The sequence below is a fragment of the Streptomyces sp. NPDC051018 genome, from assembly GCF_044456085.1.
Classification (GTDB): Bacteria; Actinomycetota; Actinomycetes; order Streptomycetales; family Streptomycetaceae; genus Streptomyces.
On sequence record NZ_JBITFN010000016.1, the window covers coordinates 69,936 to 85,539 of the forward strand.

Annotated in this window: 9 protein-coding genes, 1 tRNA gene and 1 pseudogene; 9 read left to right on the top strand and 2 right to left on the bottom strand. The window is 71.4% G+C overall.

What is annotated here, in order from left to right:
* The first annotated feature begins 452 nt into the window (after positions 1-452).
* The 5 genes and pseudogenes from ACIBCM_RS25260 to ACIBCM_RS25280 all read left to right on the top strand — a co-directional run bounded on the left by ACIBCM_RS25260 (position 453) and on the right by ACIBCM_RS25280 (position 7,121).
* The gene (locus ACIBCM_RS25260) at positions 453-2,129 is read left to right on the top strand and encodes an FAD-dependent oxidoreductase (protein ID WP_399246868.1); all 1,677 of its coding nucleotides are present in this window, start codon (positions 453-455) and stop codon (positions 2,127-2,129) included.
* Positions 2,126-3,601, top strand: a complete 1,476-nt coding sequence (locus tag ACIBCM_RS25265; protein ID WP_399246870.1) for an ATP-binding protein — start codon at positions 2,126-2,128, stop codon at positions 3,599-3,601. The genes ACIBCM_RS25260 and ACIBCM_RS25265 overlap by 4 nt, the downstream gene beginning before the upstream one ends.
* Positions 3,598-3,951: a UBP-type zinc finger domain-containing protein gene (locus ACIBCM_RS25270; protein WP_399246872.1), complete on the top strand. Its 354-nt coding sequence runs from the start codon at positions 3,598-3,600 to the stop codon at positions 3,949-3,951. The genes ACIBCM_RS25265 and ACIBCM_RS25270 overlap by 4 nt, the downstream gene beginning before the upstream one ends.
* Before the next feature lie 378 nt (positions 3,952-4,329).
* Positions 4,330-5,013 (top strand): annotated as a pseudogene (locus ACIBCM_RS25275) (hypothetical protein); the annotation flags it as partial.
* 356 nt (positions 5,014-5,369) lie between these two features.
* A complete protein-coding gene (locus ACIBCM_RS25280) occupies positions 5,370-7,121 on the top strand; it encodes a protein kinase (RefSeq protein ID WP_399246875.1) in 1,752 nt (583 codons plus the stop codon).
* Between the two features lie 567 nt (positions 7,122-7,688).
* Here ACIBCM_RS25280 and ACIBCM_RS25285 read toward each other — a convergent pair.
* Positions 7,689-7,762, bottom strand: a tRNA-Thr gene (locus tag ACIBCM_RS25285).
* Positions 7,763-7,937: 175 nt separating this feature from the next.
* On the opposite strand from ACIBCM_RS25285, the gene ACIBCM_RS25290 reads away from it, so the two are divergent.
* The 4 genes from ACIBCM_RS25290 (at position 7,938) to ACIBCM_RS25305 (ending at position 13,166) form a co-directional block, all read left to right on the top strand.
* Positions 7,938-9,074 carry an ABC transporter ATP-binding protein gene (locus ACIBCM_RS25290; protein ID WP_399246877.1) on the top strand — a complete coding sequence of 379 codons (1,137 nt, stop codon included), beginning with the start codon at positions 7,938-7,940 and terminating at the stop codon, positions 9,072-9,074.
* 357 nt (positions 9,075-9,431) lie between these two features.
* Positions 9,432-9,854 (top strand): hypothetical protein, encoded by a 423-nt coding sequence (locus ACIBCM_RS25295; RefSeq protein ID WP_399246879.1) that lies wholly within the window; start codon positions 9,432-9,434, stop codon positions 9,852-9,854.
* A gap of 75 nt (positions 9,855-9,929) precedes the next feature.
* The gene (locus ACIBCM_RS25300) at positions 9,930-10,652 is read left to right on the top strand and encodes an NDP-sugar synthase (protein WP_399246881.1); all 723 of its coding nucleotides are present in this window, start codon (positions 9,930-9,932) and stop codon (positions 10,650-10,652) included.
* Positions 10,653-11,162: 510 nt separating this feature from the next.
* Positions 11,163-13,166, top strand: a complete 2,004-nt coding sequence (locus ACIBCM_RS25305; protein ID WP_399246883.1) for a 1,4-dihydropyridine esterase — start codon at positions 11,163-11,165, stop codon at positions 13,164-13,166.
* A 465-nt stretch (positions 13,167-13,631) separates the two neighbouring features.
* Here ACIBCM_RS25305 and ACIBCM_RS25310 read toward each other — a convergent pair whose 3' ends face one another.
* Positions 13,632-15,290, bottom strand: coding sequence for a DoxX family membrane protein (locus ACIBCM_RS25310; RefSeq protein ID WP_399246885.1), 1,659 nt, complete (start codon positions 15,288-15,290; stop codon positions 13,632-13,634).
* Between the last annotated feature and the right edge of the window lie 314 nt (positions 15,291-15,604).

Sequence of the window (15,604 nt, forward strand, 5' to 3'; positions counted from 1 at the left end):
CGGGCCGACCGGATACTTTCCCGCACACCTTGGTCCGGCTGCCGACCGTGCGCAGCCGGTGGCTGCGCGTCCATGCACAACAGCGCGTCGCACAACGCGAACCACGCGTCGCTCCGCGCGGTCATGCAGGCGTACGGCTCCGATCGGAAGTGTGACACTTCCGCGAACGCATCCCGCGGGACGCGCTGATGCACCGAACTCATGACCACGGCCTTCGCGCTTTTCCTGCCTCCGTGACGGAGCAGGGATCGGATGAAGGCCGCCTTCGGATCCGCTGAACTGCGAGAATGCCGGTCAAGTCCGAGACGATTTCCGTGCCGGACCGTAAAGGACAAGCTCAGCGTGCCCGCGCCTGTGCGTCGGGGCGGTTCCCGGCGTTCGAACTTAGGATGGAGCTGAGCCGGCGGGCACCTCGCCGTGCCGGCTGTCCGGAGCACTCAGGGCGGAGAAGCATGGCGCAGGCCACCGACGCAGCTCGTACCGTCATCCTGACGGTGGACGACGACCCGGGAGTCTCCCGTGCCATCGCCCGTGACCTGCGGCGTCGCTACGGCGGCAGATACCGGATCGTGCGCGCGGAATCCGGCGAGTCCGGCCTTGAGGCGCTGCGGGAGCTGAAGCTGCGGGGCGATCTGGTGGCGGTGGTCCTCGCCGACTACCGCATGCCGCAGATGAACGGCATCGAGTTCCTGGAGCAGGCGATCGGCGTCTATCCGGGAGCGCGCCGTGTGCTGCTGACGGCATACGCCGACACCAACGCGGCCATCGACGCGATCAACGTCGTCGACCTCGACCACTACCTGCTCAAACCGTGGGATCCGCCGGAGGAGAAGCTCTACCCGGTCCTCGACGACCTGCTCAACGCCTGGCGCTCCAGTGACTACCGGCCGGTCCCGGCCACCAAGATGGTCGGACACCGCTGGTCGGCGCACTCCTCCCGGGTACGGGAGTTCCTGGCCCGCAACCAGGTGCCGTACCGCTGGTACGCCTCCGACGAGCCCGAGGGGCGGCGGCTTCTGGAGGCAGCCGGGGCCGACGGGCGCCGGCTGCCCCTGGTGCTCGCCCCGGACGGCACGGCACTGGTCGAGCCGGAGGCGCCCGAGCTGGCCGCCTATGTGGGGCTCGCGACGACGCCGACCGCCGAGTTCTACGACCTCGTCGTCATAGGCGGCGGCCCGGCCGGGCTCGGCGCCGCCGTCTACGGGGCGTCCGAGGGGCTGCGGACCGTGCTCGTCGAACGGTCGGCGACCGGTGGACAGGCCGGGCAGAGCTCCCGGATCGAGAACTACCTCGGTTTCCCCGACGGCGTCTCGGGCGCACAACTCACGGATCGCGCCCGCCGCCAGGCGAGCCGCTTCGGTGCGGAGATCCTCACCGCGCGCGAAGTCACCGGTCTCGACGCGAGCGGCGCAGCACGCGTCGTACGGTTCTCCGACGGTTCCGAGGTCGCCGCGCACAGCGTCATCCTCGCCACCGGTGTGTCCTACCGCCAGCTCCCCGCGCCGGGGTGCGAGGAGCTGACCGGGCGGGGCGTGTACTACGGCTCCCCCCTCACCGAAGCGGCATCCTGCGAGGGGCAGGACGTGTACGTCGTCGGCGGGGCGAACTCGGCCGGGCAGGCGGCGGTGTTCCTGGCGCGGGGAGCGAAGTCGGTGACACTGCTGGTGCGCGGGGAGTCGCTGGCGGCGTCGATGTCGTACTACCTGATCCAGCAGATCGAGGAGGCGCCGAACATCACCGTACTGCCCCGGACCGTCGTGGAGGCGGTACACGGCGAGGAGCACCTGGAGCGGCTGACCCTGCGGGACACCGCGTCCGGCAGGAGCGAGACGGTCGATGCCCAGTGGATGTTCGTCTTCATCGGCGCGGCCCCGCTGACCGAGTGGCTTGAGGGGACGGTGCTCCGCGACGAGCACGGGTTCATCCTGACAGGCCCCGATCTGACGCCGGACGGGCGGCCGCCGGGTGAATGGGAACTCGACCGGCCGCCCTATCACTTGGAGACCAATGTGCCGGGCGTGTTCGTGGCGGGTGACGCGCGCTCGCAGTCCGCGAAGCGCGTGGCGTCCGCCGTCGGAGAGGGAGCCATGGCCGTGATGCTCGTCCACCGCTATCTGGAGCAGTCATGAGCACCCGGGACCTGCCCTGCGACCCGTACGAGATCGGCTCGCTGTTCCTGTTCGAGAAGCTCTCCCCCGACCAGCTCGGCCGGTTGTGCGCCGAGGGGCGGGTGGAGCGGTTCGAGCCCGGCCCGGTGTACGCCGAGGGCGATCCGGCCACCTGCTTCTACGTGATGATCGAGGGGACCGTCGTGCTGTCCCGGCGGGTCGGCGGCGACGACGTGGAACTCAGCCGCACCTCGCAGCGGGGAGTGTACGCGGGGGCGATGCAGGCGTATCTGGGCGACCAGGTGCCGCAGAGGTACAACAACGCGTTGCGGGTGACCGAGCCGACCCGGTTCTTCATCCTGCCCGCGGAGTCGTTCGCGGCCGTCATGGGGGAGTGGTTCCCGATGGCTGTGCACCTCCTGGAGGGGCTGTTCTTCGGCTCCAAGAACGCCCAGCGGACCGTCGGCCAGCGTGAACGCCTGCTCGCGCTGGGTTCGTTGTCCGCCGGACTCACCCATGAGCTGAACAACCCGGCCGCCGCCGCCGTGCGCGCCACGGCGACCCTGCGCGAGCGGGTCGGCAAGATGCGGCACGAGCTCGCGGTCATCGCCCACGACGCCTACTCGTGCGAAGCCCTGACCGCTCTGATCGAGATCCAGGAACGGACAGCCGAACGCGTCGCCAGGGCGCCGGTGCTGACCGCGCTGGAGGCATCCGACCGGGAGGACGAACTGGCCGACTGGCTCGACGACCACGGCGTCCCGGAGGGCTGGCGGATCGCGCCCACATTCGTCCAGGCCGGACTGGGCACGGACTGGCTGGAGCAGGTCGCGGCGGCGGTGGCCGAGGACCTCCTCCCGGGGGCTGTCGGCTGGCTCAACCACACCGTCGAGACAGAGCTGCTGATGAACGAGATCCACGACTCCACAGGCCGCATCTCCCATCTGGTGGACGCGGCGAAGCAGTACGCGCAGCTCGACCGCGCTCCGCACCGCGACGTGGACGTCCATGAACTCCTCGACAGCACCCTGCTGATGCTGGCGGGGAAGATCGGCCCCGGCGTGCGCGTGGTCAAGGAGTACGACGCCTCCCTGCCGGAGGTACCCGCCTATCCGGCGGAGCTGAACCAGGTGTGGACCAACCTCATCGACAACGCGGTGGCGGCGATCGGCACCGACGGCGGGGACGGGACCCTGACGGTCCGGACGGCCAGGGAGGGCGACCGGCTGCTCGTCGAGTTCCGCGACACCGGCCCCGGTGTCCCCGCGGAGATCCGGGGCCGTATCTTCGACCCCTTCTTCACCACCAAACCGGTGGGCGAAGGCACCGGGCTCGGGCTCGACATCTCCTGGCGGATCGTCGTCAACAAGCACCACGGAAGCCTCCAGGTCGAGTCCGTCCCGGGCGACACCCGGTTCCAGGTACTGCTGCCGCTCACCACCCCCGAACCCGAGCCGAAGACCGGCACCACAACGGCTGAGGAGCCCATATGAACGACATCGAAGGAATCGACCCGAGCGTCCCGCCGAGCGGCACCGGCTGCGTCGAGTGCGACGCGCGGGGCGGCTGGTGGTTCCATCTGCGGCGCTGCGCCCAGTGCGGCCACATCGGCTGCTGCGACTCGTCGCCCGGCCAGCACGCCACCGACCACTGGAAGTCCACCGGGCACCCGCTCGTGCAGAGCTTCGAGCCGGGCGAGGCGTGGTTCTGGGACTACAACAGAAACGACCTGTACGAGTCGGGCCCCGCCCTCGCCGCTCCCGGCGACCATCCGGCGGACCAGCCGTCTCCCGGACCGGCCGGCCGCGTCCCGGAGAACTGGCAGAACCTGCTCCACCGCTGAGTCCGACCGGATCCGATGCGTGCGCGGGCACCCCGCCCATGCGTACGGCGGCAGAAGCCGGCGTCCGCGAGGTGGGGTTGGTCCGGACGGTGATCACCGGCGACATCGGCGTTCCCGCGTACCGTCCGAGAAGGCGGCCCGCGGGCTTCCGCGGGCCGCCGGCGCAGACTCCCCGGGGCACCGCTCCCGCACGGGAGACCGTGGGGCCGCGGGGCCCCGGTCCCGCACGGGAGGCCGTGGGGCCGCACCGCGGGCGCAAGGGCGGTGTCCGGGTGTGTCTCGTGCGCCCGGACACCGCGCGCTGCCTTCTCCCGTGGATCACCCGGCAGGCTTGACGGGTGTGATGGTCTTGACGGCCTGCTCGTATTGGTTGACGGTCTGCTCGTAGGTGACCGGCAACGCACACCCAACCCTGCGCTCGACAGGCTGCTTGAGCAGGCGCGATGGACGCGGACGCAACTGGCGCAGCAGGTCAATCGGCTCGGTCCGCAAGCGGGGTTGACCCTGACGTACGACCGGACGGCCGTCTCGCACTGGATCGCCGGTACGCCGCCGAAGCCGCAGGTCAGGCCCCTGATTCTCGAAGCCCTGCCCGCCCGGCTCGGCCGGCCGGTCACTCACAGGGAAGCCGGCCTGCAACGGGCGCCTTCCGCCGACGGATCCCCGCAGGTCGACACTGTGGAGGAGCTGATCGACCTGGGAAAGGCGGACATGGATCCCTCACGTCGCGGCGTTCTGGCCGCGACTCTGTTCTCTGCCGCACTCTCGGTCCCCGCGTTCCAGGCGAGCGCACGGGCCGCGGACGAGCCGGTAACCCCGGGCAAGGCCACCACCCGAATCGGCGCCTCCCAGGTCGCCTCGGTCCGTTCCATGACAGAGCGGATCGCGGACATCCTCGACGAATTCGGCGCAGGCCACGCCCGCCCCATGGCCGCCGCCTTCCTCGTCAACACCGTCGGCCCCTGGCTCAGAGCGCAGGCTTCCGAACAGGTGAAGACAGACATGCTCGCCGCCGCGTCGGATCTCACCTACCCGACGGGCTGGATGGCCATGTTCCGGCAGTAGCGGACGCCGGGGACGAACGCCGTGGCGAATGCCAGCCCCCTTCGCCACCTTGGTCTGCGCGAGGACCACTCGTGCGTCCGGCCGTCGGCGGTACGGCGGACGCCGGGAACCGCGCCGGAGCCGGAAGAGTCCCTCCCTCTGAACGGCCGTGACACGGACAGCCGGTGACGATGGAGCCCTGCGCTGCGGAGCGCACCCGGCCACGGGGACGGGCCGCGTACCGGCTGTGCTCCGGGGCAGCCTGCCGGGGCCGGGGGGCTGTCTGGACGGGGGCTGTGGGGGTCGGGCAGGGTGTGCGTCGGCGGCTGCGGGGCCGGGGTTGTCCGGGGAACTCGCGTGGGTGGGGGTCGGGTATGGCGTTGCGGGTGCTGGCGGGGCGGTATGAGTTGCGGGAGTTGCTGGGGCGGGGCGGGATGGGCCAGGTGTGGGCCGCTTTCGACACCGTCATTCACCGGCGGGTGGCGGTGAAGCTGCTGCACCGTGCTGCGGGAGGGATTCCGGAGGATGTGGCCGTGGGGCTGTTCTTCCGTGAGGCCCGGATCGCCGGGGCGCTGAGTCATCCGGGGATCGTGACCGTGCACGACATGGGGCGTGACGGTGAGGGCGGTGAGCTGTATCTGGTGATGGAGCTTGTTGCGGGGCGGGATCTGGGGGTGGTGCTGCGGCAGGACGGTCCGCCGGCGGTGGCGCAGGCGGTGGGCTGGGCCGTGCAGACCGCGGAGGCGCTCGCGGTCGCGCATGCGGCGGGGATCGTGCACCGGGATCTGAAGCCGGAGAACCTGCTCCTGACGCCGCAGGGCCGGGTCAAGGTGCTGGACTTCGGGATCGCCCGCTATCTCGCCACCGTCACCACCGCCAGCCGGGTGGTGGGAACCCCCGCCTACATGGCGCCCGAACGCCTCCGGGGCCAGGGCGGGCCCGCCGCCGACCTCTACGCCCTCGGGTGCGTGCTCTACGAGCTGCTGACCGGACGTCAGCCCTTCCACGGCCTGGAACCCTGGGCGCTGATGTACGCCCACGCCCAGCAGACCCCCGAACCGCCCGGCACCCACCGCGAGGGGATACCGGCCGCGCTCGGCGACCTCGTCCTCACCCTCCTCGCCAAGAACCCCGACCACCGACCGCCCACCGCAGACGCCACCCGCACCCTCCTCCTCACCACCCTGAACGACACCGGAAACAGCCCACGCCCCGCCACAGCCGACCGGCACACCGCGGCCACCCAACCAGCCCCGGAACGCAGACCATCCCGACGAACCGCCCCCGACCCCGCGAACAACCCAAACAACCCCGCACCCGGGAACGGCACCACGCCTGAACCCGACACCGCACCCGGGCCTGATACCGGACCCGCGGCCACGCCCCGCCCGGCCACCGCTCCCCCGCCGCCCGGCAGAACGAAGCCGTCCACCCAACCCGGCGCCCCCGCCGAAGACACCCCCGGCAACCGTGACAACCAGCCCGGGAAAGCCACGGACCCCGCCGCAGCCGTCATCGAATACGCCGCACTCCTCTCCGAGCAGATCCGCGCCCTCGGCCCCGACCACCCCCACACCCTCACCAACCGCCACAGCCTCGCCCACTGGCAAGGCGAAGCAGGGGACCCGGCCGCAGCCGCCATCGGATTCGCCGAACTCCTCCCCCACCAGATCCGCGTCCTCGGCCCCCACCACCCCCACACCCTCACCAACCGCCACAGCCTCGCCCACTGGCAGGGCCAAGCCGGGGACCCGGCCGCAGCCGTCACCGGCCTCGCCGAACTCCTCCCCCACCAGATCCGCGTCCTCGGACCCGACCACCCCCACACCCTCGCCACCCGCCACCAGCTCGCCCGCTGGCAGGGCCAAGCCGGGGACCCGGCCGCAGCCGTCGCCGGATTCGCCGAACTCCTCCCCGACGCGACACGCGTCCTGGGCCCCGACCACCCCGACACCCTCCTCACCCGCCACAGCCTCGCCCACTGGCAGGGCCAAGCCGGGGACCCGGCCGCAGCCGTCGCCGAATACACCGCGCTCCTCCCCGAGCAGACACGCGTCCTCGGCCCCCACCACCCCGACACCCTCGCCACCCGCCGCCAGCTCGCCCACTGGCAGCAGCTGGCGTAACGCCCAAGCACGGCAGTCCGTACAGCCGCACGGCAACCACACTTCCCCGCAGAGAGGACCGAGACACCCGGCTTCCCGAGGAGGGATCTTCCCGGGAAAGGAGGCGCCCGTCCCGGGAAGCGGGCCGAAGCCAGCCCCAAGATCACTGATCTCCTGATCCCGGCACGGGCCGACAGCCCTCGGAGCAGCCCTGGCCATCGGCTCCGCGGCAGCACCACTGTCAGGCCAGGGCCGACGGACCGCCTTCAGCCAGTCGTTAACCCTCCGGCGCCCCTGGTGGATCAGTCGATCCGGATCAGCATGGCGTGACCGGTGGATGCGGCGCCCCGGAAGAACTCTGTCAGGGGAGTGAACAGGTCGCCGGCCACTCCAGTGAGGTAGGCGATTCCCAGATCTGGGGGTAGATCTCGGTCTTGGTGAGTTCGGAGGGCTCGACACCCTGAATGAGCTGGTCTTACGCCGCCCGGTGCAGGGTCTCAGCGGCCCGGAACGGGACGCACAGCACCACAGAATGCCCAGGACAACGAAAGACCCAGGTCAGAAGGTGTCCGACCTGGGTCACTACCGAGCCCCCTGTCGGATTCGAACCGACGACCTACGCATTACAAGTGCGTTGCTCTGGCCAGCTGAGCTAAGGAGGCAGCCGTAGCAGTGTAACCAACCGCCCGCCCCCGCCCCGCACGGAATATTCGTTCCCTCCTGATGCTGACAGAACAGAACTCGCCAGGTAGCGTCACCTGGAGTCCATACATGGACTACACCAATCCTTTACTCGGATCGTCCGGCACGTTCCTGCCGGTGGAGGGACACAGCACCATGGCCACAGTCACGTTCGACAAGGCGTCGCGCATCTACCCGGGCGCCACCAAGCCCGCGGTGGACAAGCTGGAGATCGCGATCGAGGACGGCGAGTTCCTCGTACTCGTGGGGCCGTCCGGCTGCGGGAAGTCCACCTCGCTGCGGATGCTCGCGGGGCTGGAGGACGTCAACGGCGGAGCCATCCGGATCGGGGACCGCGACGTCACGCATCTGCCGCCGAAGGACCGGGACATCGCCATGGTGTTCCAGAACTACGCGCTCTACCCGCACATGACCGTCGCCGACAACATGGGCTTCGCGCTCAAGATCGCCGGGGTCAACAAGAGCGAGATCCGCACCAAGGTCGAGGAAGCCGCGAAGATCCTCGACCTCACCGAGTACCTGGGGCGCAAGCCCAAGGCGCTCTCCGGCGGTCAGCGGCAGCGAGTGGCGATGGGGCGGGCCATCGTGCGGGAGCCGCAGGTGTTCCTCATGGACGAGCCGCTGTCGAACCTCGATGCCAAGCTGCGTGTCTCCACCCGTACGCAGATCGCCTCGCTCCAGCGCCGCCTCGGCATCACCACGGTGTACGTCACCCACGACCAGACCGAGGCCCTCACCATGGGCGACCGGGTGGCCGTGCTCAAGGACGGGCTGCTCCAGCAGGTCGACACCCCGCGCAACATGTACGACAACCCCGCGAACCTCTTCGTCGCCGGCTTCATCGGGTCCCCCGCGATGAACCTCGTCGAGGTCCCGATCACCGACGGCGGTGTGAAGTTCGGCAACAGCGTCGTCCCGGTCTCCCGTGAGGCCCTGACCGCCGCCGCCGACCGGGGCGACAGGACCGTCACCGTCGGCGTCCGCCCCGAGCACTTCGACGTGGTCGAGCACAACGGCGGCGCGGCCACCTCCCTCACCAAGGACGCCCAGGACGCGCCCGCCGGTCTCGCCATCTCCGTGAACGTCGTCGAGGAGCTGGGCTCCGACGGCTTCGTGTACGGCACGGCCCAGGTCGGCGGCGAGGCGAAGGACCTGGTCGTCCGGGTCGGCGGCCGGTCCGTGCCGGAGAAGGGCGCCGAGCTGCACGTCGTGCCGCGGCCGGGCGAGACCCACGTGTTCTCGACCTCGACCGGCGAGCGCCTCACCGACTGACGCCACCGGCGGCACCGGAACCGCGTACGACACCGAAGTGGTCCCGCCCTCCCGGCGGGGCCACTTCGCTCTGTGCCGGGTACGAAGCGCCGGCTGCCGGGCACCGGCGCCCACGCCATCGCCCGTTCCCCGCACTCCGCGCCCGGCACCTGGCACCTGGCACCTGGCACCTGGCACCTGGCACCTGGCACGACGACCGCAATGACCGCCGCGACGACCGCGATGTCGACAAATAACCGAACGCACCGGGGATTTTCGGGCTTCCGTCAACACGGAAATCGAAAAGGCCGTGAGGAATGTCCCCCGCCAGGGTGACTGAATGTCTCCAAATCATTACCGACCGCTACGCTCGCTCGCGTGACCCACTCAGCACGCCGAATCGGCCGCACTCTCGCTCTCGTCCTGCCCGTTGTCCTGGTGCTCTCCGGAACCCTCGCGGTCACCAGCGTCCCGTGGGCCGGGCAGTCGACGGAGTCGCAGATGCTCACCGCCTCCTCCCAGAACGTCTCCGTACGCGCCACCTCGCGCGCCCCGCAGGACGTCCTCCGCGACCGCCTCCTCGCCGAACTCCAGCAGAAGGACCCGGGGACCGTACTCACCCATCTCCAGCGCGAGGTGGAGGCACGGCCTTCGCTCGCCAGGCACTGCATGTCCATCGCCCGCGCCCTCGGGCGTGCCGCCGTCGAGCGTCTCGGGCCCACCCGCGCCCAGACGTACTCCAAGCCCGTCTGCGACACCTCCTTCGCCTCCGGGGTCGCCCAGCAGGCCCAGGGGAGCTGACCCGGGGCCCGGGGGCCCGCGCCCCCCGACGGCCTCGCGCCCCCCGACAGCCCCGCGCCGCATATGGTGCAGGGCATGCAAACGCCCATGCATCCGACGCAGGCCGTCGTCCTGGCCGGTGGCCAGGGTTCGCGGCTGCGCCCGTACACCGACGACCGCCCCAAGCCGATGGTCGAGATCCCGGGAACCGGGACCCCGATCATCGGCCATCAGCTTTCCTGGCTGGCCGCCGAGGGCGTGACCGACGTCGTCGTCTCCTGCGGCCATCTCGCCGAGGTCCTGCAGAAGTGGCTGGAAACCGCCGAACTGCCCCTGCGGGTCACGACGGTCGTCGAAACCGAACCCCTCGGCCGCGGTGGCGGGCTCAAGTACGCCGCCGCCCGCCTTCCCCACCCGGACCGGCCCTGGTACGCCACCAACGGCGACATCTGGACCCGGTTCTCGCTGCGTGAGATGGCCGCTTTCCACACCGAGCGCGACGCCGCGGCGACCCTCGCGCTCGCCCGCCCCCGGATTCCCTGGGGAGCCGTGGAGACGGACGCGTTCGGGCACATCACCGACTTCATCGAGTCGCCGCCCTCGCCGTATCTCATCAACGCCGGTGTGTACGTGTTCTCCGCGGCCTTCAGCGAGCTGCTGCCGGACCGGGGCGACCATGAGCGCACCACCTTCCCCGGTCTCGCCCGTGAGCGCCGTCTGGCGGGCTATCCGCTGCCGCAGGGGGCCTACTGGCGCGCGATCGACACCGCGAAGGACCTCACCGAGGCCGCCAAGGAACTCGCCTCCGGAACCGGCTGAAACGCCATCCGCACGCCCTCCGCACGCCCGCCCGCGCTCACCGGCGGACGGCGGCGGCGACAGGCCGCGCCCCCGGCCACCTGACCCGGGCGCGGCCAACAGCGCCCGTCCCGCCGCTCTCACCCGTCCTGCCGCCCTCGCCCGCCCCGTCACCCTCGCCCGTCCCACGTGCAGCCCGTCGGCGATGGGATCCGCCAGAGGCATGAACGGCCCGATGCCGGGGTGATCGCCGACCCGTCCTGTTCCCGGCGACAGGACCGGGTCGGCGTCCCACCCAGGGGAATCAGGGGAATCAGGGGAATCGGGGGAAATCGGGGGAATCGGGGGAGGCTCCACCGCGCACAAGGGATCCGCCACGTGCCCCCAAGTGGGCCTCACCGGGGCGCTGTTGGCGCTATCACTGGTCGATGGCGGCGACGCGGCGCTCCCCCACCGCACCTTCGTTCCGGGGGGAGGCGCACAAAGGAGCCCCCGCACACTCACAGCCCGCACACAGAAATGAGTACGGACGTGTACAGACAAGCGATCAACGGCAGAAGGGCAGCGGCGGTCGCCGTCGCTCTGTTAACGGCCCTGGGTTCGGCGGGAGGCGTCTCCGGACCCGCATCGGCACAGGGCACACCGCCCTCCCGGGCCATCGCCCCCGACACCGGAACCGACACCGACACCGGCACCGGCACCGGAACCGGCAGGAGCTTCACCCTGGGCACCGGGGACCAGGTGGTCGTCGGCGCGGACGGGAAGTCCCTCGGATACCGGCAGGCCAAGGGGCGCGAGCACATCCCCCTCGCCACACAGGTCTCCGACGGACGCACCTACGTGGTGCCCCTGGACGTGTCGAGGGAATTCGCGGCAGGCGGGCTCGACCGGCGGCGCTTCGACATCACCGGGCTGACCGGCGGAGCACCGGGCACCGCCGAGCCGGCGTCCAGGACCGCCGCCCCCGAGCCCGCGTCCCGGCCCGGGGGCGTCCCGGATGCCACCGCTTCCCGTCGGGGCACAGCCGGTAACCGGGCCGAGACCCATGAGCTGACGCTCCACTTCATCGGGCGGGACGGCAAGGTGGGCAAGAACTACGAGGCCCGGGTGGAGGGCGTCTCCGGCCCCGGCGCCGACACCGGCTTCAGGCCCGATGCCTCGTCCGGAACCGTCACTCTCCGGGTACCCGAGGGCCGCTACGTCCTGGAGGCCGTCAACGATCCCTTCCCCGAGGTCCGCGACGCCGGCTACGACCTGATCGTCCAGCCCTGGCTGGAGATCACCGGGAACACGACGGTGACCGTCGACGCCCGTACCGCGGAGCCGGCCAGATTCACGGTGCCGGACGCGAAGGCCGCTCCGCATTCCACGGCCGTGAGCTACCGGGTGGAGGTGGGGGACGACTCGGTCGGACTGAGCCTTCCCGTGCCGGGCCGGGGCGAACTGCGCACCGCACACCTCGGTCCGCCCGTCACGGACGGTTCGCTGACGAACGCGTGGGAAGCGATGTGGCAGCGGGGATCCACCGACTACAAGATCGTGCTCGGCGACCGGGTGGAACGCCTGGCCACCGGCATCACAAAGCACTTCCGCGATAAGGAACTCGCGACGGTGAAGGTCGGGATGGGTTCCTCCGCGCCGGGCACGACGGGATCGCTCCAGATACGCGGATACGCCCGTGGCAGTTGGTGGTCCACGTCACCGATGCGGCTGGAGAAGACACCGACGACCCGCACACTGCGGCTGTCGACGGCCGACGGGGCCTGGTGGCCCCTGGAGTTCGGACAGATCAGAGAGCTGCCGGACGGCGGCTGGATCTTCGAGACGAGCCACCGATTCGCGTCCGGAAAGTCCTATGAGGCGGGCCGGACCTACCGGGAAGCCTTCAACGCCGGGGTTCTCGCGCCCCTGACCGGCGACGACCACGGCGTGTTCCGTGAAGGCAACATCCTCCAGGGCCGTGTGCCGCTGCTGGCGGACGGTCAGGGACAACCGGGCTGGGTGAGGCTCCAGTCCGCCAGAACCAGGCTCTACCGGGACGGGGCACTGATCGGGGAGAACGACGATCCGCTGTCCGGAAGCAAGGGCTCGGCGTTCGTGGTGCCCCCGGGTGAGGCGATGTACACGCTGGAGACGTCCGTCGCCCGCGACCCGTCCGCCGGGACCGCCACCTCCCGACTCGACGCGAGCTGGACGTTCCGCTCGGGGGAAACCGCCGCGATGGAGCGGATCCCGCTCTCGGCCGCGCGATTCCTCACCCCCGTCGATCTCGCCTCCACGGCTCCGGCGGGCGCCCGCCAGTCCGTCGCGGTCGAGCTCCAGGGGCCGGCGGCACTGCCCGGGAAGCTCTCGTCGCTGGAGGTCCGCGTGTCGTACGACAGGGGTGAGACCTGGAGGAAGGTGACCGTCCGGAAGCTCCGATTCACGGTCGCGAACCCGGCCGAGGGCAAGGGGATCTCCTTCAGGGCCGTGTTCGGGGATACGGACGGCAACAAGAACACGGTGTCCGTCATCGACGCGTACTACGGACGGTAGCCCACCGCCCGCACGCCGCTGACCGGAACACCGCTGACCGGAACACCGGCGCCCCGACGGTCCGCCGCGTGACCGTGGGACGCAGGCGGCCGCAGGAGCCCGTCGCACCCCGAGGGACGCTGTGGGCGAGTAGGCTCCGTGCGTGACACCGACGCCGGTCTCCCGGAACCGGTCGAGTTCCGGGAGGCCGACGTCCGTCGTTCGGGGAGCGGGGCGGTGGCGCCGTACGTCGTCATGGAGCCGGGGAGATTCCGTCCGAGACGGGTTCGCCATGCGGGCCGCGTTGCCCGACCGCCCCTGCCCCTCACGCACAACGCCCGTCCCACCCACACCGCGCCCACCCACCCCTCACAGCACTCCGCCCCGCAGGACGACCCGCGAGGCGGAGACGGTACGGGCCGGCCGAACGGCGACGACGGCGGCCCGGGCCGTGGCCGCCCTTCCGGCGAGCGCGCGGAGCCGGGTTCAGCCCAGGAGGCCGCCGATCACACGGCCGCCCGAGGTGCCGTTGTTCTCGGCGCCGCCGCCCGTGGAGGAGCCGCCTCCGGAGCCGCCGCTTCCGGCGCCGCTGCCCGTATTGCCACCGCCACCGCCACCGCCGCTGCCGCCGTTGGAGGCGGGACCGGAGCTGCTGGACGGCGGGTTGGCGGGGGTGGTGCGCCCGGGGGCCGACTGACGGCCGGTGGCGCCCTGGGTCTGGCGGGGGCCCTCGCCGACCCGCCCGGTCTCACGGACCGTGTCTTTCGACGGCTGGGACTGCTTCTTCTCGGTGCCGCTGGAACGGCTCGCGGACGGCGACGGCTTGTCGGTGTCCCCGGTCGGGCCGGCCGACGTACGGCCGCCGGTGGGCCGGTCCTGCGGCAGCGAGGAGCCGGGCAGATGGTTGGTCGGGTCCTGGTTCGGGCCCGGCACGGTCACCATCTCCGTGGAGCGTACGGCCCCGCCGAGAACCGAGCCGATGAGCAGCGTCAGGCCGACCACGACGGTCGCGACCACGGCTCCGCGCCGCAGGACCCGCTGCCGCAGCTGCCACAGCTCGGAGCGCGGGCCGAGCTTGCGCCACGCCTCGCTCGCGAGCCGGCCGTCGACGGAGTAGACGGGGGCGCCCGCGATGATCAGCGGGGACCAGGCGGCCAGATAGATGATGTCGGGCGCGTCGTACGCCGGGACCGTCCGCCAGCTCACGGTGAGGATCAGCGCCGCCGACAGCAGCGCGCCGATGACCGCGGCGACCCGCTGCCAGAGGCCGAGGACCGTCAGCACGCCCACCACGACCTGGAGGAAGGCGACCGTGAGACCCGCGCCCACGGGGTGGGAGAGGGCGAAGTCGCGCAGCGGCTCGGCGAGGGCCCACGGGTGGAGGGAGTTGAGCCACTTCACCATGGAGCCGCGCTCGCCGCCGTCGAAGTAGACGGGGTCGCAGAGCTTGCCCATGCCCGCGTAGATGGAGATGAAGCCGAGGAACACCCGCAGCGGCAGCAGCACCACACCGAGGTTCATCCGGCGGCCGGGGTAGTACGCGTGCCGGACCGCGTCGTTGCCGTGCCGGTGCGGCCGGCCCGTGGTGACGGTCTCCTCCAGCTCGTCCTCGTACGCCTCCGGCCCGTACGGATGGTCGTCGTACGCGCCGACGGCCTGGCGCATCGGCGGCAGCAGCGGCCGGTCGTGGCCGCCGGAGGCCGGGGCGGTGACCGCGTGGGTGGGCTCGGTGTCGTCGGACAGGTCGACACGCGGGATGACCTGGGTCGTACCGCCGGTGTCGTAGCCGTCGTAGCCGCTGCCGCCGTATGTGTCGCGCTCGACGGTGGCAGTGGCGGTGCTGTTGCGCACGGCCTGGAGGAGCCCGGTCGCACCGGCGTCGCCGGGCGCGGACCGGCCGCTCCAGACGACGGGGGCGCGCCGCCGGGCCGGGGCGGGCCCCCGTCCGGCGGCACCGGCCGCCGCGACGGCGGGGATACGGGCGGTGTCCGCCTGGGCTCGTGCGGGGCGCGGGCTCTGGGCGAGCTGCACCCGGAAGCTGGCGTGGTTCACGATGACCTGCGCGGGGTCGCAGTGCACCTTGATCATGCTCAGTGCGGGCTGATCATCGAACCCGGGCCGGGGCGTTCTGGTGTCCACACTCATCTAACCGAGTGACATCGCGTTTGGACACTGCCGTGACGCGCCCTATCTGTCCGAGACCCGTCAAGCCCTGGTGAGAGGCCCGGAACGGGTCGATTCGCCCGGTGCAAGCCTGCCGCGCCGGGCCCTACGGTGAACCTCGGGTGCCGCGCTTGAACCGCCGTCCGGTTGACCGCCGTACGGCGCACCGGTCCGCCCTCCCGGCCACTACCGGATCGGACGTACGGCCCACCGCCCCGGGACGACCTCAGGGGCCCGCGCTTCCTCAAGCCCTCTGCCACCGGCGACCGGCCGGACCGGGAGCCCGTACGCCGCCG